A 21,206-nucleotide genomic window follows, 5' to 3' on the forward strand; every position below is an offset into this window, starting at 1 on the left:
GGCCTTCCATGAAGTTTATAACATTGTTAATCCATAACCACGCGGATAGAGTATTTGACTATTATCTGGCGTTCTAATATCTACTGGTAATTTCCCATGAGGCTCCGCCAGAATATCTAATTTTCCTTTCGGCCCCTGGAATAGAGTGCGTAGTCCACTGCGGATGTTGGTTTCCAGACTATTACGTACATTGTTGGTGACATCAAACCCAGTGATACCATAAATTGCAATATTAGCTTTAACATTAGATAAATAGGCAATGTCGTAAGGATTTCTGCTGGATATAACAACCAAAGGAATATTTTCTTTATTTGCCACATCGATAATCCGCTGTGCATTGACAGGATTAAGCTTGAGATTATAAGTAGCAAGAATAATAAGATTCTGACCTTTAATCTGCTTAGCTATATCTTCAAGAGTAATATCATCTTTATCCAGCTTAACGACTTCATTTTTAACATCGAAAATAACATTAAATTTTTCTGCAATCTCATAGAGATGCTTTGCAATGAGTTCGTTACGTGGTTTTTCATCAGAGAATACTATTATATTGTTATGTGGCTTAATGTGGTAAGGCAAAATATTATCATTTTTAATCAGCGTAATAGCCTGTTCAGAGATGAAATTCTCAATATCTTTGTGGTTTTTCGATGCAACAATCTTTTCAGCGATAGCAACTTCATGAGGCTCCGGAGAAATACGCTTATTGAGTTTGGTATAAATAACTCGTTGGGCTGCATCTTCAATACGCTGTTTAAGCACAGGATCATTTATCGCTTCTGCTTTTAAATAACGGTAAAGCGCATTGAGTTGCTTAACACTGGCGCTATTTTTTATTTCCATTGGCATTAAAACAATATCATTTCCCGCTATAATCGCCTGTTTGATAGACCAATTTCTGTCAAAATTACCTGTAATAGCCCCCATATCCATCGCATCAGTTAAAATCAAACCATCATACTTAAGCTGGTTACGCAAAATGCCGGTTAAAATCGGCTCTGATAATGTAGCTGGGGTACCAATTTTCTCGCCTTTAATATTCGTCAGCATGGAGTTATCGAGAGCGGGAACTACAATATGAGCCGTCATAATTGCATCAGTGACAGGCATAACTTCAATAAATGGCTTCAGTTCTACCTGTTGCCATGCAGCTTTATCAATATTGACGGTCGGAAGCGCAAAATGGGTGTCTGAGGTGACATTACCATGGCCAGGAAAATGTTTGAGCGAAGTCAGCACATTAGATTTATGAATACCACTGATATAACTGCGTGCCAACTCCCCCACCAGTACAGGATCGTTGGAATAAGAACGAACACCAATAACAGGGTTATTCTGGTTATTATTCACATCGACTACAGGACCAAAGTTAAAATTAAAGCCAAGACTGGATAATTCGTAACCATGGATACTTCCAGCTTGTTGCGCTAATTTTGCTGATCCTGTCGCACCTAGCGCCATATTTCCTGGCATTTCAGTACCGACTCGTAATCGGGTAACATATCCCCCTTCCTGATCAGTACTGATAAATAGCGGGAAGTTACTCCGTGCACGCTGTAGATTATTAATTAATTCAACTGTCTGTGGAGTGTCAATCAAGTTTTCTCTAAAAAGAATAATGGAGCCCAAATGATAATCGTGAATCATTTTACTGACGGCAGTATTGATTTCAATAAAAGGCTTTTTAACATCGTTGTTATCATTGCTCCATGAACGAATATCCACCATCAATATTTGCCCCAGTTTTTCTTCAAAACTCATGGTAGAGAGGATTTTCTCAGCGGATGTTTGAGGTGATAACCACATCTCTTTAAGTTGTGAGTCTGGAATAACATCTGCGTAAGCACAACTACTAAACAAGAGAATCGCGGGTGTAATTATTTTCATTAATTCCTCCGTTATTTACGTTTGCCGGGGGATTTTACTTTTTAGTTCATGTAATAAAGTGATAATTATCACAGTTGATTGATTCGTTATTTCTCACGAAAAGGAATATTATTATTCCTTTTTTTTACATTCATTTGCAGAAGCCTGATGCAAAAGGCGATAAGGTAAGGAATAACTTTTCAATATCAGGAATACTTATTATTAACTTTTTCCAAATGTAACTATTTAATATCCACCCGTCGCCTGATATTGTAGGAAGCTTCTTACAAAATGGACACTATGTAAAGGGAACATGGCAATGAGATAATTAAAATATATTACCTTCATTGCCTAAAATTAGGTTAACCAATGGCTGTTTACATCAGTCATCTAAATTATTGATAGTCATGCTTGCATTTAAAATCAATGGCTTAGCCATTTCCTGTCGCAACTGCATCAATGCCAGAAAAATCAGGTCTGTCAGGGTATTTTGAGCCGTACGCGAAGAGATTGAAGAGCTGCGCCACTCATTTTCATCAGAAATACTTTCAAGAACATAATCTGCAATTTTAGCCAGTGGAGAGACTTTGCTACCCGTAATCGCTATCACGGTTGCCCCTTGGGCTTTTGCCATTGTTGCAGCAATTCTCATATCCTTCCTTCTGCCGGTGAATGACAAAACAATCTGCACATCTTTAGGCGTCAGAGTGAGAGCAGCCGCTATCTGAACATGAAGGTCGGCCTCAACAAGAGTCACTATACCTATCTTCTGTAGTTTGTAACTCAGGTCTTTTGCTGTAAGTCCTGAGCCCCATATCCCAACTATTTGTACCCGCTGGGCGGTATTAATAAGAGACACAATATGCTGGAAAACTGAAAAATTTATCTTCCGAGTTGTCTCCATAATGGATGCCGTCTTCTCATGCGCAAGTTTTTGTGCCATTACCATCAGTGAATCTTCAGATGAAATAGCATTATGCAAAGCTTTATGTGGATAAGATTTAAATAAGTTATTCCGGCTTAGTTCCTCACTGATGGCAAGTTTCAGGGCAGGAAAACCTTTCATTCCTATCTTTTGACTAAATTTAACGATTGCTGACTGGCTGACTCCTGCCTCGTCTGCAAACTGAGAGGAGGATATGCTGAGTATAGATTGCGGATTATCAAGAATGAATTTCGCTATTTTTTGTTGGTTTTCTGCCAGTTCCGGCAGTAACCAGGTTATTTCATTCAGAATCGACATTAAGTTTTCCCTGTAAAAGATATTAGATTATTCCAGCACCCGCATCTTTATGAATCTGATGTAACTGCATAAATATGATGAAAATTAATTTTTTATTTGTTGATTTTTATCGGTGCTTATTCCTCTAACCACTCGTGCTTAGAATAGATTTTACCGTGATAAACATCACGTTTAATAAATAAATAATTACTTAACATCGCCGATAATTTAAATAAAAGGAAGTCCCGATGAAGATTAATCTAAGCTCAATGGTTACGGAAAGTCGCAACCCTGCCAGTTCTCAAATTGACACACTTTCAACGCTGGATATGCTCATGGTGATCAACAACGAGGATAAAAAAGTCCCTTTTGCGGTGGAGGAGAAACTTCCTGAAATAGCCAAGGCGGTTGATCTTATTGCCGAGGCTTTCGCAAATGGCGGCAGATTAATTTATTGCGGGGCAGGCACCTCTGGGCGATTAGGAATTTTAGATGCTAGTGAATGCCCACCCACTTATGGTACACCACGAGAAATGGTGGTCGGCCTAATTGCTGGCGGAAATACCGCTATCCTACAGGCGGTTGAAAATGCCGAAGATAGCCGTGAAATGGGTGAGCAAGACTTACGTAACCTTCACTTTAATGCCCGTGATGTGCTCGTAGGCATTGCAGCCAGCGGACGCACACCTTATGTCCTCGGAGCAATGGCTTATGCGCGCGGAGTGGGCGCGACCGTGGCAGCTATTTCCTGCAATCAGGATAGCGAAATGAGCCAAGCGGCAGATATTGCCATCGAGCCACTGGTCGGCCCGGAAGTTGTCACGGGTTCATCACGGATGAAAGCGGGCACCGCACAGAAATTAATTCTGAACATGTTGACGACAGGCGCCATGATCCGCAGCGGTAAGGTTTATAGCAACTTGATGGTCGATGTCGAGGCGACAAATGCCAAATTAGTCCAACGCCAGGTCGATATTGTTGTCCAGGCAACTGAGTGTTCCCCCGCTGAGGCGCAAGACGCGCTCAATGAATGCAACCGCCACTGCAAAACAGCCATTATGATGATATTAAGTGGTATGTCTGCCAAGGAGGCGGGTGCGATCCTAAACAAGAATAAAGGGTTTATCCGTAAAGCACGGCAGGAGATTAAAGTATAACTATGGCGAAAATAACCGGCTCTACGATAGAACAGATTTTACTCTTCATTGGTGGGAGTAAAAATATCATCGTCTGTGGAAACTGTATGACGAGGCTGCGTCTCACCTTAAGAGATCGTCAGCTTATACAGCATGAAGACCTGAAGAAAATTCCTGGGGTCATGGGGGTGGTCAATGGCGACGACCAACTGCAAATCATCCTTGGGCCGGGCAAAGCCCAGACTGCCAGCGAAATGATGAATAAGGTTCTGAGTGCTGAACCACCGCCAGACAGTGCTGATGATGTTGACCTGCAAGTGCTGGCAAGCCAAACAAAACAGCAGATGAAAGCGAAACAGAAGAGTGCCGTTCATAATTTTCTGACCAAATTTGCCACCATTTTTACCCCGCTTATTCCGGGCTTCATTGCCGCAGGGTTACTGCTGGGGATAGCGACGCTGCTTCAGCAAACCCTGATATTAGAAGGTGTAACGCCATCCTCGTGGTTAGTGGGACTGATTGCTTACATGAAAGTGTTCAGCATCGGTTTATTTACTTTCCTGAGTATCCTAATCGGTTTTAATACCCAGAAAGCCTTTGGCGGGACCGGAGTCAACGGCGCGATTATTGCGTCGTTATTTATTTTACGCTACGTGCCAGAGGGGACCGTCGGCTATTACGCCGGGATGGACAACTTCTTCGGCCTAGTCATTGATCCGCGTGGCAATATTATTGGCGTGCTGTTGGCCTGTATGGCGGGTGCATGGATTGAACGGCAAGTACGGCGTTTTATTCCTGATAATCTGGATATGATCCTAACATCGACAATCACTTTGCTGATTACAGGTGCAATGACCTTTGTGGTTATTATGCCTTTGGGTGGCGAACTGTTTAAGGGCATGTCTTGGCTATTTATGCATTTGAATGGTAACCCTTTCGGCACCGCAATTCTGGCAGGGTTGTTCCTAATTGCCGTGGTATTCGGTATCCATCAAGGATTTGTTCCGGTCTATTTTGCTTTAATGGATGCGCAAGGATTTAACTCATTATTCCCTATTCTGGCGATGGCGGGTGCCGGTCAAGTAGGGGCTGCACTGGCACTTTATGCGCGCTCGCCCAAAGGCTCTGTCCTGCGCACGCAAATTAAAGGTGCCATCTTCCCTGGGCTATTGGGGATTGGCGAGCCACTTATCTATGGTGTGACGTTACCGCGCTTGAAGCCCTTTATTACCGCCTGTGTGGGTGGAGCGGTCGGTGGCTTCTTTATTGGGCTTGTCGCTTGGCTGGGGCTTCCGGTTGGCCTGAATACGGTATTTGGTCCATCAGGTTTAGTGTCGATTCCGCTGATGACATCAGCACAGGGGATCTTTGCCGGGATGCTGGTTTATATCGCCGGCCTGCTGATTTCGTATATCGCTGGCTTTATTCTGACCTGGTTTTTTGGGCATAAAAATATCGATTTAAGCTAATTTTTTATCGCAAGATCCAGATAATCTGGCCCAGTACGACAGGGCCAGATTATTTATTTAATCAGCTAAAATCTGTGATTAACGGCTTTTATACAGGTTATATCCCAACTGTTGGGCAATCGAAGCCACCATTTTTTGCCCACGCACGCTATTGCCAACCGGATCTAGTGGTGGCGAGAATGCGGCAATTCCCATAACCCCTGGAACTACAGCTAAAATACCGCCACCGACACCACTTTTCCCCGGTAAACCGACGGTATATGCCCAATCGCCCGAACTGCCGTACAGCCCTTCCATTGTCATCTCAGCCAAAATATATGGCATGTTTGAGGCCGTTAGCACTTGCTTTTTAGTCACCGGATTGATGCCATTGGCCGCAAAAGTTGCTCCCATCGTTGCCAATTCAATCGTATTGAACAAGGTTGAGCACTGACGGGTATAGACGTCGCAAGCTTCCATCGGATCGCAATACATCGCTTGTGCAGAATAGAGTAGCCAGGCAATAGCACGATTATGAAAATTGGTGGTTTGTTCTGAATGGTTAACTTCATCTGAAAGTGAAATCGGCGCACCTGCAAGTTTCTGTTGGATATCCAGAATGCGCGCCCAACGATTTTCTCGATCACTGGCCTTAATCACACTGACCGTAGACATTGCGCCCGCATTAACCAATGGCGACAGTGGCTTGCCATTGTGTAACTCCAACGCGATGACCGAGTTAAACGGCAAGCCGGTAGGATCGGCACCAATCTTGTCCTGCACCTCTTGTGGGCCAATATCTTCTAAGGCCAACGCGAGAGAACACACTTTCGAAATAGACTCTAAGGCAAAGCGAAAATCAGCATCACCTTGCGAGATAATATCGCCATCGACAGTAACAATTGCCACCGCAGCAAGTTGGCTGGGAACACTGGCCAGATAGGGAATATAACTGGCATTCTCCCCCCCTGAAAGGGTGGAGTATTGCGAATAAGCATTCTTAACTGTTTGATTCAAATGAGCTAAGTCAATAGTCATAACACTGACTCCAACACTTAATGTCATTGAGCAGGGGGCTAAAGCCACCCTGCTTAGAGAAAGGAAGGAAATTAATTTTTTGGTATATCCGCTGCCGGGGATTTCGTGGCAACAGATGCCGTCACGTCACTGGTATGGGCTGCCGATAAATTTTGCAATCCAGGGTGTCCATTCTCTGCTTGCCAAGTAAAGGGGGCAAAATCACTGTTTTCATCACGCCAGTGAGGTTTGCGCACAAGGTAAATCAAGAATGGCAGGACAACAAAGAACAAGGTGGTGGCGATCAAAATGCCAACATATTCCGTTGGACTACCGACCGAGATTTGGCTGGGTGGAATAAAGCTAAAGACGAAAGCCAGAATAGAGCCAAGCAACCCGGCCCCACCAATAATCCACATCCCAATAGTGCCACCGGGAATATGGTACGGACGTGGCCGATTCGGCTGACTGTAACGCAGGTAAATTGCCGAACCAAACATCAGCATGTACATGATGAGATACAAAATAACGGTCAATTGGCTCATTATTTGATATGCCGCCTGTACCGAAGGTAAAACTACAAACAGAATGGCCAGCAGAGTCACCAATAATGCCTGTAACAATAGGATATGTGTCGCCATACCATTCTGATTAGTATGTTGCCACCAGCGCGGTAAATAACCCGCTTTAGCCACAACCAGCAAACCAGAAGATGGGCCTGCGACCCAGGTCACTACCCCCGCTAATACCCCAATAGCCAATGCAAAGGCGACAATCGGCCCCAACCATTCCAGACCAGCCCACTTAAACATCGCGTCATAAGCGACTAACAAGCTTTGCGTCAGGCTAATATCCGACTGAGGAATAATAAAGGCGATAGCCAGAGTCCCTAATACGAAAATAAGCACCGTTCCCACGGCTGATAACATAATGGCGAGCGGGTAATTTCTGTTGGGATTATCCACGTCCTTAACATGGATGGCATTCATCTCCATACCGGCATAGAACAAGAAAATACTGGCTGCCAGTACCACGTTATCGAAATTGGTAAAATCCGGTATGACCTGACCCCAGCTCAATTCAATTTGTGGTGCTCCACCGCCAAATAGATATGCAAATCCTAATACAATCAAAATGATCGCCGGAATAATAGTCCCTATAATACCGCCCCATTTTGAAACTTTGGCGAATGTCTCCACCCCTTTAAAGGCAATAAAGGTGGCTAACCAATAAATAAATAGCACTATTCCTAACACAAAGAATTTATTGGCAGATAGGGCCTCATCCCAGCGTTGTTCAGGGCCAATAAAAGCCAGTGAGACTGCGGCAAATGTCAGTGCGGTAGGGAACCAAACGGTGACCTCAATCCACAACATAAACATGGCAAGAAAGGCCAGACGTGGACCAAAGGCCTCGCCAACCCAGCGAAACACCCCACCTTTTTCAGGCCAACCAGTGGCCAATTCCGCCGCAACCAACGACACCGGAATTAAGAAAAATACCGCAGCAAAAAGGTAGTAGAAGATTGAACTCAAGCCATATTCAGCCTCAGCGGGTAATCCCCTGAGGCTAACGACAGCCACGATATTCATAATCGCCAATGTTGCGATACCTAGTTTTTTTACCGGGACGGCTTTCTTGGCGGTACTTGAGGCAGTATTTGACATAGTTTATCCACCTTATTCACGGCATGACGCCGCCTTGTTTTAAAGGCTCATAATCAGAATAAGAAACAACCGTCTTAGGTATGACTAAAACTATTCTGGCTAGCCTCGCCGCCAAGGGATGGATGTTCACTGAGGTATTTCAGTGATGATTTAAAATCGTCTAATAACAGTGCGGCAAAGTCCATTTCGAATCCACGACGGCACATAATGCGCATAACCACCACATCGGACATGCCACCACTCAGGGTAAATGCCGGGACTTGCCAGCCACGTAGTCTTAAACGTTCAGAAAGGTCATAGAGGGTATAGCCCGTTTTTGCGCCCTCTTTAACACGGAAACATATTGCAGGAATTCCCTCATAGGGGCCGCCACTACAATAAAACTCATATGGCCCCAGCGGAGCAATTTCTTTTGCCAGAAATTCCGCCACTTGATAACAGGCACTTTGTACCTTGGTATAACCTTCACGGCCTAGGCGAATAAATTCGTAATATTGGGAGATAACCTGCCCCGCCGGACGCGAGAAGTTAATAGCAAAGGTGCCGACCTGGCCGCCGAGATAATCAACATTAAATATCAATTCTTCAGGCAAAGCCGCAGCATCACGCCAAATAACCCAACCGCAACCTAAGGGGGCTAAACCGAATTTGTGTCCAGACGAACTGATTGATTTCACACGTGGTAAACGGAAATCCCACTCGATATCAGGCGCAACAAAGGGGGCTAAGAAGCCGCCACTCGCCGCATCGATATGCATATCGATATCAAGGCCTTTTTCTTTGTGCAACTTATCCAATGCATCATGCAGCGGTTTAGGGAACTCATAGTTGCCGGTATAAGTCACACCGAAAGTGGGCACTACGCCAATAGTGTTTTCGTCACAGGCATCCACCATACGCTGCGGATCCATAAATAATTGCCCTGGAGCCATTGGGATTTCGCGCATTTCTACATCCCAGTAACGAGCAAATTTATGCCAACAGACTTGTACCGGTCCACAGACAAAATTAGGCTTATTTGTCGGTTTTCCCGCCGCTTCCATTTTCTTGCGCCAGCGCCATTTCATGGCCATGCCGCCCAGCATGCAAGCTTCAGAAGAACCTATGGTATTCGTTCCAACTCCTCGTCCATCCTTTGACTTAGGTGCATTCCAGAGATCCGCCATCATGTTTACGCAGCGCAAATCTATCGCCGCCGACTGTGGATATTCCTCTTTATCAATCCAGTTTTTATTTATCGAAAGGTCCATCAGTTTGTGGACGTTATCGTCATCCCACGTCTGACAAAATGTCGCGAGGTTTTGTCGCGCATTACCATCGAGAAATAGCTCGTCACTGATGATTTGAAAAGCAATATCTTCGCGCATCTCTTCTTTAGGAAATTTTTTATCTTCCGTCATATTACGAATCGCTTGGGAACCAAAACGAGAATCCAGTAACGCCGAACGGTATTCATCCACAGATTTTCTAGTCATTTCCAGCCCCTATCCTAATTGAGGAAAAAATTTCAATTAAAAGTCAGTGAAATCAAATAACTATAAAAGGTAAGATTATTATTGAATTAATTTAGCCATTTAAAAAAAATGCCGGCACAGAACCATTATGATTTCACGTGATAATAAAAAGTTAGCACTGATAAGAAATTGTGCCACCATAAATATAAATATATCTTTTTTATAGACAGATGTTTTTCATATTATTTACTACCAAAGTCCATTTATTCGTCGCTGTATAACCAATAATTTTCGTTCAATCATTGACTAGTCATTTTCACTTGAGTGATTGTATTAATTGGAGAGATTATTAATATAAGTGACTGTGATCAAATACGTTATCCGTCGAAAACGTATTCAGAAAAGAGGGAATAATCTCACTGACTTTGCCTTAAAGCATCAATAGTGGCTGTCGGCATAGATATCACCGATTTTAGGCTATTTTCAATCCGTTCAATGATGGCCATTCTCGGCCCAGAAAGCCATCCATCGCAGCTGTAAAAACGCGCCTCAGCATTTGCCAGTGCCTCTTGGTTATCAAAGGCGCGCATCAGGTAATAAGCATCTGGATCATGGAGCGAATTTCCATAAGCAACAACGTCAATCCCCTCCCTGGCATGTAAGGGAATACTAATTTCTCGCATGATTTGATGAAATTCAGCGCCACTCCCCGGTTTCAACGTATATTGCAGGATTTCCAGTACACGGCAGTCCATTTCATTTCCCCTATAATTCCGCTTTTATTGGCATTTTAATAAAAATTTATCATCCCATTACCATGCTGTGTTTCCACCTCATGTACAAGAAATATTCCACTGTCTAATCATTTGAATATCATAAATTTTATTTATATATTAATGATGCAACCTATACTCATGAGAGTTATCGATAATTGAGTTCAGACAATACAGGAGTCATCGTCATGCTGAATATAGATCGGAAATACCTTATGGGCCTTGATGAAGGAACCTTAAAAAAACAACGACTTATTATGCAAGTCATTGCTATTTTACTGCTATTAGGTGGGATTTTTTGCCTGATTAACCCGCTGGCATCCGGTGCGGCCTTGAGCATGATCATCGGTATTCTACTGCTACTTAGCGGTATTGCGATGATAGTCGGGATGATAAGTAACCGTTCTCATAATCTCTGGCCAATGGCCACCGGTATTTTGCTGGGTGTGGCATATATAGTGATGGGATATGTATTCATTAGCAATCCTACTGTTGGGATGATAAGTCTAGCTATTGTGCTTGGTGTCCTGTTTGCCTTTGGTGGGGTGATGCGGCTAATCACCGGTTTTAGAACTTGGGGATTGCCTGGCGCATGGCTGCAAATTTTGCTGGGCGTGCTTGATCTGGTCATCACCTATTTGCTAGTTAGTGCTGGGCCATTAATGTCAATCACGATGGTAACGACATTGGTCGGAATTGAAATGTTATTCAGTTCATTTAGCTGCTTTATGGTCGCGAGCTTATATAAACGTAATTCATAACTCCCTACCCTGAGCGGTATCTCTGTTCACGGTACCGCTTACATGTAAATACTTTCATGTTATAACCCATTATTAACACTCACTCCGCCAACAATCACTGTGTTCTCAGAATAATGCTCTCATTTATTCTCTAAAAATAGCGATGGGCTATGTTAAATTCAGTCATGGTTATTAAAAAACCGATACTAAATAGTCGATTTAATTTATATTCCTATCAAACCTACTTCCGCTAATTTTGTTATTTACACTGAGCTATCGATTAATGGTGCTAGCAGATTTATAAAACTGCCGACTTAATTTAATACTACCATTCAGTTCTTTGTTATATTTCCGGCTTAGCTTAATACTATATTCTCCTATTGGTTTGGAATTCTTATGCCATGCTAGGTTCAGAGAAGGTATTTCCAGCAACAGAGAAAAAAGCCAGTAGCTCTTTAGCCCCTGCAATTTCAAGCATGAAGAGTATATAGTCAGGTTTTATCCTTCGATGAGATACGTTATGTCCCGTAGTCAACGCCTGCTTGATTTGATTCAAATTCTACGCCGCCATCGTTATCCGGTTACCGGCGCAGCGTTGGCGGATGAACTGGCTATCAGTGTGCGGACACTTTATCGCGATATTGCAACTCTACAGCAACAAGGGGCTGATATTACAGGTGAACCTGGATTGGGGTATGTGCTGCGCCCTGGCTTTATGCTACCGCCATTGATGTTTTCCGAAGAGGAGATTGAAGCTCTGGTTCTAGGATCACGCTGGGTCAGCCATCGTGGTGACTCACAGTTAAGTGCAGCGGCACATAATGCTTTGGCCAAAATTGCCGCAGTGTTACCTGCAGATTTACGCGATGAACTCGATGCCTCGACACTATTGATAGGCCCAGTGGGGCATATGCCTGATAGTGAGCTGGCACTGCCAACATTGCGCCGCGCCATCCGCAGCGAGCGGAAGGTTGATATTAGTTATCGGGATCTGAAAGGTGTTGAATCTAGCCGCCGTATCTGGCCATTTGCCATTGGTTTTTTTGAACAAGTGCGCGTGGTGATCGCCTGGTGTGAACTGCGCCAAACCATCCGTAATTTTCGTGCAGACCGCATCAGTGCCATCACTCTGACTGAACTGCGCTATCCCCAGCGCCGGCACTTGTTATTAAAACAGTGGCGTGAAGCCGAGGGTATAGAGGATCAATCGCTGTAGCTCGCATCACCAAAACTATCTCAATCTTAAAATCTATCGACATCTTAAAAACAAAAAATTTTAATCTCTCACCAATCACTACTGACAGAAACTGTCAGTAGGCCCCGTTAGGATAGAACTCAGCTAAGCAATATTAAGCGAACACACTGAGTATCCATCTGATTATATTGGGGTAAAACTATGACAGATCCAAATTTCATCATCTTATACGTTGATAGTCCGACCAAAAGTGCTGCATTTTATGGTGACCTCCTCGCCAAAGAACCGGTGGAGTTACACCCCACTTTTGCCATGTTTGCTCTGGATTCCGGCGTAATGCTGGGGCTCTGGTCCAAACATACCGTCGAACCGGCCGCGACAGCCAGCGGTGGGGGTGCTGAAGTGGCTTTTGCCTTGGCAGACAAAGCGGCGGTGCAATCTTTATATGATGACTGGCAACAGCGCGGGTTACCTATCCTACAAAGACCTTTACAGATGGATTTTGGCTATACCTTTGTGGCGTTAGACCCTGATGGCCACCGCCTGCGGGTATTTGGTGATTAATAGCCCATCATTCTGATAAACGGAGGGAATATGTCCTGCATAGATATTCTCTTCGTTCAATACTGCAAAATCTCTCTCCCTCTGCTCATGTCATATTCATGACGGCTATCACAATCAGCACATTGTGATTTCCCAAGCTGCACTGCAGCGTCTAAATTTGAATAAAAAATCTCATCCGACCACTTGGCTTAATCTCGTCAGGGCGGCAGAGAAATAACAATATTGGAGACTGCAATGTTAGCGTACCCTCACCTGCTCGCCCCCCTTGATCTTGGCTTTACCACCCTGAAAAATCGCGTCTTAATGGGGTCGATGCATACTGGATTGGAAGAATTACCAGATGGCCCACAGCGTTTGGCTGTGTTCTATGCCGAAAGAGCTGCTGGGGGTGTCGGCCTGATTGTCACCGGTGGCATCGCGCCTAATAACCAGGGTGTCGTCTATCAAGGTGCATCCGTGCTAAATGATGCGGCATCAGTACCGCACCATCAAATAGTCACTGACGCGGTACATCGTGCAGGCGGAAAAATCGCGCTGCAAATTCTTCATGCTGGCCGCTACAGCTATCAAAAACACCCCGTCGCCCCTTCAGCACTGCAAGCCCCCATCAACCCCTTTACCCCACAGGCATTAAGCGGCGATGAAGTGCTGCAAACCATTGCCGACTTTGCCCACTGTGCCCAACTGGCAAAACTTGCCGGCTACGATGGTGTCGAGATTATGGGTTCAGAAGGTTATCTGATTAATCAATTCCTGGCGGCCCGAACTAACCAGCGCCAGGACGAATGGGGTGGCGATTTTACCCACCGTATGCGCTTTGCGGTAGAGATTGTCCGGGCAGTTCGGCAAGCAACTGGGCCTGATTTTATCTTGATTTACCGCCTTTCTATGCTTGATCTGGTGGAAGAAGGCTCTAATTGGGATGAAATTGAACAGTTGGCACTGGCCATAGAACAGGCCGGGGCCACCTTGATTAACACTGGCATTGGCTGGCATGAGGCACGAATTCCGACCATCGCCACCATGGTGCCACGTGCCGGATTCAGTTGGGTGACCCGCAAATTGATGGGCAAAGTCCGTATACCGCTGATTACCACCAACCGGATTAATGACCCTACAGTCGCCGAGCAAGTATTGGCTGACGGCTGTGCGGATATGGTGTCGATGGCGCGTCCGTTTCTCGCCGATGCGGCATTTGTGCAAAAGGCAGCACAGAATCGGGCTGATGAAATCAACACCTGCATTGGCTGTAATCAAGCTTGTCTGGACCAGATTTTCGATGGCAAATTGACATCCTGCCTGGTTAATCCACGGGCTTGCCGTGAAACTGAAATGCCGATATTGCCGACTGAGTTTCCCAAACGATTAGCCGTGGTCGGCTCTGGTCCTGCTGGTTTGGCTTTTGCCATCACCGCTGCTAGCCGCGGCCATCAGGTGACACTATTTGATGCCGCCGCAGATATTGGTGGCCAATTTAATATTGCGAAACAGATCCCCGGTAAGGAAGAGTTCAACGAAACGCTGCGCTATTTCCGCCGTCAATTGGTGCTTCATGGTGTTAACCAACGGCTCAATACCTCCGTGCAGGCATCGCAACTGGCTGATTTTGATGAAGTGATCCTCGCATGCGGTATTCAACCCCGCTTACCGGACATCCAAGGTATTGAGCATCCGAAAGTGCTGACTTATCTGGATGTCCTACGCGATAAAAAACCAGTTGGTGAACGAGTCGCCATTATTGGTGCCGGCGGAATTGGCTTTGATACCGCGGAATATCTCAGTCAATCCGGTGATTCCAGTAGTCTGGACAGCTGCGCATTCAGCCGTGAATGGGGCATTGATCAACACTTGGCTCATCGTGGCGGTTTATCACCAGAAGGGCCAAAAGTGCATCCCTCACCACGGCAGATTTTTCTATTGCAGCGAAAAACCAGCAAGGTCGGAGAAGGCTTGGGTAAAACCACCGGCTGGATCCATCGCACCAGTTTGGCGATGCGCGGCGTGAAAATGCTCAACAGTGTCAGCTATGATGCGATTGATGATGAAGGATTGCATATCACGCGTGCAGAACAGGTCAGTTGCCTGCCCGTCGATACCATTATCATCTGTGCAGGTCAGGAGCCACGCAGAGAGCTGCATCAGCCACTACTGGCGATGGGCAAAACAGTGCATTTGATTGGTGGTGCTGATATTGCAGCCGAACTGGATGCACGTCGGGCAATTGATCAAGGGACGCGTCTGGCACTGATCATATAATTGATGATGGGAGAGACAGGGCTGGCAGAAACCACGCCCTGTCATTCATTGGGATTGCAGCAAGGTAGCAAGCTCTAACACCGCGGCAACCCCAAAGAGAAAGGATAATTAGAAATCGCTGTACGACATATCCAAACTCCCCGAACCACCCCCCTCAGAGCGAGATGACGCGGTTTTAACCGCTTTCAGCACCATAAACTTCTGGTTGGAATCGAGCGTCTCGCAGTTGCCAAACAGACGTTTGAGCTTATGGAAGTAGTCCAAATGGCGGTTCCCGACAATCATCAGTTCACCACCCACTTTCAGGCAGCGCTTGGCATCACAGAACATTTGCCAAGCCACATGGTCACTGACCGCATGCTGTTGATGGAATGGCGGGTTACATAGCACCAATTGCAGACTCTCACGTTCAACACCCGCCAGACCATGACTCACCATGAACTCACAGCGCGACAAATCTTGTGGGCGGTTATAAGTGATATTCAGCTCACTAGATGCTACTGCCATATATGACTCATCGACAAACAGCATTTCTGCCAGTGGGTTTTGCTCCAGCGCAATTAAACCCACCACACCATTACCGCAGCCCAAATCGGCTATTTTACCGGTCACATCATAGGGCAGGATTTCCATAAAGAAACGCGCGCCGATATCCAGATTATTACGCGAAAATACATTCGCGTGGTTATGGATAACATACTCGGTATTGGCCAGTGGCCAGTCAGTGGTTTGCGGGGCCTCTGTTGCTGGGATATCGGCCACTTCACAGTGAATCAGGCGCGCTTTTTTCCATGCCAGTGTGGTTTTGGTCGGCCCCAAAATTTTTTCAAACAATTGCAGAGTCGAATTATGCACATCACGGGATTTTGCACCGGCAATAATCACAGTGTCGGGTGCAACGACCCGGCGCAAAGCATGTAATTGATGCTCTAACAGTGCTAAGGCTTTAGGGATCTTAATCACCACCAGCTTAGGTGCTTGCGGCAAGGCATCCATACTGCTTAGCAATGTCACGGCGTCTTCATCCAGATGGTTTAAACGCAAATTGTGCGCCGTGGCCAATTGGCTCATATAGGAGTCACTGACACTAAATGGACGATGAGCGTGTAACGCACAAGCCAGCGTACCAAACTGATCATTAAATACCAGCACCGGACGGCCGTCGATTTCGCTTAAGTCAATGTTTTGTAGCAGATATTCATCTGCTGCTTCCCATGCCTGTAAGGTATTGGAATTTTCTTGAGGGGGAAAACGCTCAAGCTCAAGGCTTTGTGTCCCCAGTAAGAGTTGGCTCATCACCGCTCCTGAATAATAAATTTGGGCTGTTTATCCCCTAAAACGGGCGCTCAGTAAAATGTTTTTTTACTTAAAATGCCGTTTTATCGAAACCAAGGCAGATAAAAGGCGAGAAATGCTTGGAGTATGACAGGGAGAACGACCAGACAAACCGCTTAGGCATGTTTCATGAATTGCTTCTTTTCTCCCGGCACCAATCATTACCAAGCCTTATTTTCATGCTAACTCATTACTAATAATCTCTATTTTTGTTATCTCAACATAGAATAACTCGCTAGATAAATCTCGGTATTCGTTAATTCTTTATTATTACTTATTCGCAAAACAAATTAAATAACAAACCGTTTGTTATTTATATTTTGCTCCGGAATGTCAAAGCCACCAATATATTATCTTGATATCAAGTCTGCATTTTATAGCTGGAAGTAATAATAATCCGTAATTATAAAAACTTAGATATCAATTACCAGGAAGGTAAACCAAGAATGTCTATATCAAATCTTATACAACACTCTATTGACTCTCCCTCATTGCCTTATCGCCTGGCACCTTGCGCCAAAGCTATCAGTGTATTGTTATTGGTATTAAGCAGCCCTGCAGCATGGGCAAAGACTGATAACCAAAACCAACAAATACAGGAACAACAACCAAGACCATATGACGGTAGTTGGTATGAAATGGATCTAAGTAAGGCACCAGAAGAGCCGTTTATACGAGAAGAACATGATAGACCGCAACAACAACGACTGAAATCAACAGAGAAAAACACTAACCATTTGGCAGATATTCATGACAACGACCGACAAGAAGTGGGATATCCAAGCCCACCTCCAAGCCCATATCTACATGAAAGGCTCGCTCAGCCAGATTTGTCTGAAGCACAGGATCACGTTGAGCATGCAGAGACACTGCGACAGGCACTGGCACGGGTAGAGGAAGATAAATTGGTAAGTGGGGAACAGAAACGGGAATGGACTCAGAGAGTACAGAGGGAACGGGAATGGGCACAAAAGGAAAAAGAAAAGGCACAAAGGGAACGAGAAAAGACACAGGAAGGTGCACAGAAAGAGGCACGGAAACCGGGATGGCTATGGGCAGGGGCACAGGAAGAGATAGATGCGCCGAAAGAAGCAGAAGTAGGTAATGTACTCTATGCTGCGCCTGAGAGTGCCGCAGAGACGGTACGATCGGAGCGGGATAGCCTTGAACATGCACAGACACAACGACTGAAATCAACAGAGAAAAACACTAAACGTTTTGCAGATATGATTAAAGATGTATTCGATGGCAAACCATCTAAAGATGCATCAATGTTACTAACCGCTTTAAGCAATGATCTTGTACTAAGTACCACTAATGAAAAAGTCGACGATAAAGAAGATGCTTTACTCACTGGGCTAAATAGTCTTGTTACCGAAATTACTGATGTATCTAACTTAGCCTACCCCATAGTGGGTAATCTGTTCGCTGCTGAACCTGAGAGTACCGCAGAGGCAGCGGTTGAACCCAAAGCGGTTGAAAAAGCGCCTATCAGCTCTCAAAAAATAGCTCAGCCGCCGGCCCCTAGATTAGCCCCGCCCCCTAAACCCGCACCCATCATTAGCCATCATCCGCAAGCGGGTAACTATATTGCCAACCAACTCGCCACTCAGCAGATGTTTATGACTGATGACTTGCAATACCGTCTGGGTGAAAGGCTCTATACCGATCCCATCACCGGCGAAACCGACATCAGTAGCCTGTGGCTCAATACTACCGGTTCAAAAAACCGCTTTAGCTCGGGTCATGGTCAGTTGCATACAAAAAGTAGCCGCTATGCAGTCCAACTCGGAGGCACATTAAACAAATGGAGTAGCGGTGGTAATGATCAGGGGCTTTTGGGGCTGACTGCGGGTGTAGGTAAAGCCACAAACCATAGCCACTCCACATCATCTCATCATCAGGCGAATGGTTCAGTTGATGGTTATAACCTTGGTTTATATAGCATCTGGTATGCCGATAACCACAATAAAACCGGGCCTTATATTGACTTACTAGCACAATACAGCTGGTTCAATAACCACATTCAAGCCGCAAAAATCGCCACGGGTGCGAATTATAGGTCTTATCTGTTTACCACAGCATTGGAAACAGGCTACAAAGTTCAGTTGATCGAAACAGCAGATACTCGGTTCTTTATCCAACCTAAGGCAAAGGTGTCGTGGCAGCGCACTAGCGGGCTCCAGCATAATGAATCTGAAACCCAGGCTAGAGTTGACGAGAATAGCGCGGTGACAACCAAGTTGGGTATGCGTACAGCATGGGAGTTTGATATTGAAACCTTATCATCGACCAGAACCCTGCAAGTCAGCCCCTCATTTGAGGCTAACTGGATTTATAATCGTATGAATCCAGGGGTACAATTATCAAATATCTATATCACCCCAGAAAAGCTACAAAACAAAACAGAATTAGCGAGTGTCCATATTGCACCGCAAGGAACGCGTAATATTGCTGACCTCAAAGTGGGTATAGAAGCTAACATCAATAAAAATCTACTGGTGTGGACTCATATAGGCCATCAATTTGGCGGCCACAGCTACCGCGATACGCAAGCCACTCTAGGGGCTAATTATCGTTTCTAAACCAGCCATGACTGCGGTTACCCTCCTGCATTAAATCAAAACCCCCGATGTCAGTAGCAATGCTGACATTAGGGGTTTGTTTGAATCACCTGATATCTTCAAGTACGATAATGATTTTACCTAGAGCAAATACCCATGCCGGAACTGACCTATCTACAAGGTTATCCCGAACACTTACAGTCTCAAGTACAGCAACTGATTACCGAACAGCGGCTCGGGAATGTATTGCGCCAGCGCTATCCACAACCCCATGATTACAATACAGATAAAATGCTGTACCAATATACGGTTGATCTGAAGAATCAGTATCTGCGCAATGCTCAGCCACTCAGTAAAGTAGCCTATGACAGCAAAATCCAAGTGATGAAACATGCACTCGGCCTGCACACTGCGATTTCCAGAGTGCAGGGCGGAAAATTGAAAGCCAAAGCAGAAATTCGAGTCGCTACGGTATTTAAAAATGCACCCGAAGCTTTTTTAAAAATGATTGTGGTGCATGAATTGGCGCATTTGAAAGAGAAAGATCACAACAAAGCATTCTACAGTTTGTGCTGTCATATGGAGCCGCAATATCATCAGCTAGAGTTTGATACACGCCTCTATCTGACACACTTGGATCTGTTTGGCACCATTTACTAGCATCCAGCTTGTCTGCCCAATAGATTTCATCTTGCAGTAAGGCGACAAACAAGAAAGTCCCGATAAACCTGTTTAAGTGCGTGATTCGGGTCACCAATCTGCCGGGTAAGAAATCAATCCATGGCTCTGCGCGGCGTGATAATCTGGTAGTCCAACGTGTTTTTCTTCTGGGAATGGAGTTCACTATGATTCGCTTCGCTGTCATTGGCACCAATTGGATCACCGCGCGCTTTGTCGATGCTGCCCACGAAAGTGGCAAAATGAAACTGGTGGCTGTTTACTCTCGCAAATTGGAGCAAGCTGAACAGTTTGGCGAGGATTATAACGTTACTGAATGCTTTGATAATCTTGAAGCAATGGCAGCAAGTGATCAGATTGATGCGGTGTATATCGCCAGCCCGAACTCCTTACATTATCCCCAAGCTAAGCTGTTCCTCAGTCACAAAAAACACGTTATTTGCGAAAAATCGTTAGCTTCCAACTTGGCAGAGGTCGAAGCCTTGGTTGCCTGCGCCCGTGAACACCAAGTAGTGTTGTTCGAAGCCTTTAAAACAGCCTACCTGCCTAATTTTATGCAAATAAAGCAGTCACTGCCGCGAGTGGGTAAATTACGCAAAGCCTTTATCAACTTCTGTCAGTATTCTTCGCGTTATCAGCGCTATCTGAATGGTGAAAATCCCAATACGTTTAATCCGGCATTTTCTAATGGCTCGATAATGGATATCGGTTACTACTGTCTGGCCAGCGCCCTGGCTTTATGGGGGGAGCCAAAGTCCGTACTCGCGAGCGCGAGCTTACTGCCGAGTGGTGTTGACGCACATGGTACGGTTTGTCTGAATTATGGCGATTTTGATGTCGTTATCATCCACTCAAAAGTCAGTCAGTCCGATATTCCCAGTGAAATTCAGGGAGAGGATGGCTCACTGGTTATTGAAAGCATCTCTGAATGCCTCTCCGTGGCCTTCACACCACGCGGTAGTCATTCACAAGACCTGACGCAACCTCAGCATATTAATACTATGCTGTATGAAGCTGAGGTTTTTGCCAATCTGGTGGACAATAAACAGGTGGAACACGATGGTTTACAGCTCTCGTTGCTGACATCGCGTATTCAGACGGATATTCGTCGCCAGACCGGTGTTATTTTCCCGGCTGATACCCAGCCACTGGCTATATACCCAAAGTAATTGGCGTTGCAAGTCGGTAGCAAGTGAGCAAATCCTGATCAGCCAACCCAATTAAATGATTGAGTGACGAGTCTAACCGGGAGCAAATCTGAACACAGCTAATCCTCTGTATGGCTTTAAGT

16 protein-coding genes are annotated in these 21,206 nt (G+C 45.2%); 9 read left to right on the forward strand and 7 right to left on the reverse strand.

Features of this window, described 5'->3' with window-relative positions; all coding sequences use genetic code 11:
* Positions 1 to 15 precede the first annotated feature (15 nt).
* Positions 16 to 1,887: a glycoside hydrolase family 3 protein gene (locus DJ58_RS11645; protein ID WP_004709805.1), complete on the reverse strand. Its 1,872-nt coding sequence runs from the start codon at positions 1,885 to 1,887 to the stop codon at positions 16 to 18.
* A 361-nt stretch (positions 1,888 to 2,248) separates the two neighbouring features.
* A complete protein-coding gene (locus DJ58_RS11640) occupies positions 2,249 to 3,109 on the reverse strand; it encodes an SIS domain-containing protein (protein ID WP_004709807.1) in 861 nt (286 codons plus the stop codon).
* A gap of 227 nt (positions 3,110 to 3,336) precedes the next feature.
* Between DJ58_RS11640 and murQ the strand changes: the two genes are divergently transcribed.
* The gene (murQ, locus tag DJ58_RS11635; protein ID WP_032911238.1) at positions 3,337 to 4,245 is read left to right on the forward strand and encodes an N-acetylmuramic acid 6-phosphate etherase; all 909 of its coding nucleotides are present in this window, start codon (positions 3,337 to 3,339) and stop codon (positions 4,243 to 4,245) included.
* 2 nt (positions 4,246 to 4,247) lie between these two features.
* Positions 4,248 to 5,693, forward strand: a complete 1,446-nt coding sequence (gene murP / locus DJ58_RS11630; protein WP_004709810.1) for a PTS N-acetylmuramic acid transporter subunit IIBC — start codon at positions 4,248 to 4,250, stop codon at positions 5,691 to 5,693.
* 78 nt (positions 5,694 to 5,771) lie between these two features.
* Here the strand turns inward: murP and glsA are convergent, their stop codons facing one another.
* The 4 genes from glsA to DJ58_RS11610 form a co-directional block, all read right to left on the reverse strand.
* Positions 5,772 to 6,710: a glutaminase A gene (gene glsA / locus DJ58_RS11625; protein ID WP_032911239.1), complete on the reverse strand. Its 939-nt coding sequence runs from the start codon at positions 6,708 to 6,710 to the stop codon at positions 5,772 to 5,774.
* A 71-nt stretch (positions 6,711 to 6,781) separates the two neighbouring features.
* Entirely contained in the window at positions 6,782 to 8,356 is a 1,575-nt protein-coding gene (gene gadC / locus DJ58_RS11620; RefSeq protein ID WP_004709814.1) for a glutamine/gamma-aminobutyrate antiporter GadC, read from the reverse strand.
* Between the two features lie 74 nt (positions 8,357 to 8,430).
* Positions 8,431 to 9,831 (reverse strand): glutamate decarboxylase, encoded by a 1,401-nt coding sequence (gene gad / locus DJ58_RS11615; RefSeq protein WP_032911241.1) that lies wholly within the window; start codon positions 9,829 to 9,831, stop codon positions 8,431 to 8,433.
* A gap of 395 nt (positions 9,832 to 10,226) precedes the next feature.
* Complete coding sequence (locus DJ58_RS11610; protein WP_004709817.1) at positions 10,227 to 10,565, reverse strand: NIPSNAP family protein; 339 nt, start codon at positions 10,563 to 10,565, stop codon at positions 10,227 to 10,229.
* Positions 10,566 to 10,771: 206 nt separating this feature from the next.
* Between DJ58_RS11610 and DJ58_RS11605 the strand changes: the two genes are divergently transcribed.
* The 4 genes from DJ58_RS11605 (at position 10,772) to DJ58_RS11590 (ending at position 15,338) form a co-directional block, all read left to right on the forward strand.
* Positions 10,772 to 11,344 (forward strand): HdeD family acid-resistance protein, encoded by a 573-nt coding sequence (locus DJ58_RS11605; RefSeq protein WP_032911242.1) that lies wholly within the window; start codon positions 10,772 to 10,774, stop codon positions 11,342 to 11,344.
* Positions 11,345 to 11,843: 499 nt separating this feature from the next.
* Positions 11,844 to 12,539 (forward strand): helix-turn-helix transcriptional regulator, encoded by a 696-nt coding sequence (locus DJ58_RS11600; RefSeq protein ID WP_004709821.1) that lies wholly within the window; start codon positions 11,844 to 11,846, stop codon positions 12,537 to 12,539.
* A 180-nt stretch (positions 12,540 to 12,719) separates the two neighbouring features.
* Positions 12,720 to 13,082: a VOC family protein gene (locus DJ58_RS11595; protein ID WP_032911243.1), complete on the forward strand. Its 363-nt coding sequence runs from the start codon at positions 12,720 to 12,722 to the stop codon at positions 13,080 to 13,082.
* Positions 13,083 to 13,316: 234 nt separating this feature from the next.
* Positions 13,317 to 15,338: an NADPH-dependent 2,4-dienoyl-CoA reductase gene (locus DJ58_RS11590; RefSeq protein WP_004709825.1), complete on the forward strand. Its 2,022-nt coding sequence runs from the start codon at positions 13,317 to 13,319 to the stop codon at positions 15,336 to 15,338.
* 108 nt (positions 15,339 to 15,446) lie between these two features.
* Here DJ58_RS11590 and rlmG read toward each other — a convergent pair whose 3' ends face one another.
* A complete protein-coding gene (gene rlmG, locus DJ58_RS11585; RefSeq protein WP_032911244.1) occupies positions 15,447 to 16,634 on the reverse strand; it encodes a 23S rRNA (guanine(1835)-N(2))-methyltransferase RlmG in 1,188 nt (395 codons plus the stop codon).
* A 485-nt stretch (positions 16,635 to 17,119) separates the two neighbouring features.
* Here rlmG and DJ58_RS23890 point away from each other — a divergent pair, with 485 nt between their 5' ends.
* The 3 genes from DJ58_RS23890 (at position 17,120) to DJ58_RS11575 (ending at position 21,084) form a co-directional block, all read left to right on the forward strand.
* Positions 17,120 to 19,258, forward strand: coding sequence for an autotransporter family protein (locus tag DJ58_RS23890; RefSeq protein ID WP_004709829.1), 2,139 nt, complete (start codon positions 17,120 to 17,122; stop codon positions 19,256 to 19,258).
* A gap of 135 nt (positions 19,259 to 19,393) precedes the next feature.
* On the forward strand, positions 19,394 to 19,897 hold the full coding sequence (locus DJ58_RS11580; RefSeq protein ID WP_004709831.1) for a M48 metallopeptidase family protein: 504 nt from the start codon (positions 19,394 to 19,396) through the stop codon (positions 19,895 to 19,897).
* A 185-nt stretch (positions 19,898 to 20,082) separates the two neighbouring features.
* Positions 20,083 to 21,084, forward strand: coding sequence for a Gfo/Idh/MocA family protein (locus tag DJ58_RS11575; RefSeq protein WP_004709833.1), 1,002 nt, complete (start codon positions 20,083 to 20,085; stop codon positions 21,082 to 21,084).
* Positions 21,085 to 21,206 lie beyond the last annotated feature (122 nt).

The sequence above is a fragment of the Yersinia frederiksenii ATCC 33641 genome, assembly GCF_000754805.1.
GTDB classification, from domain to species: Bacteria; Pseudomonadota; Gammaproteobacteria; order Enterobacterales; family Enterobacteriaceae; genus Yersinia; species Yersinia frederiksenii.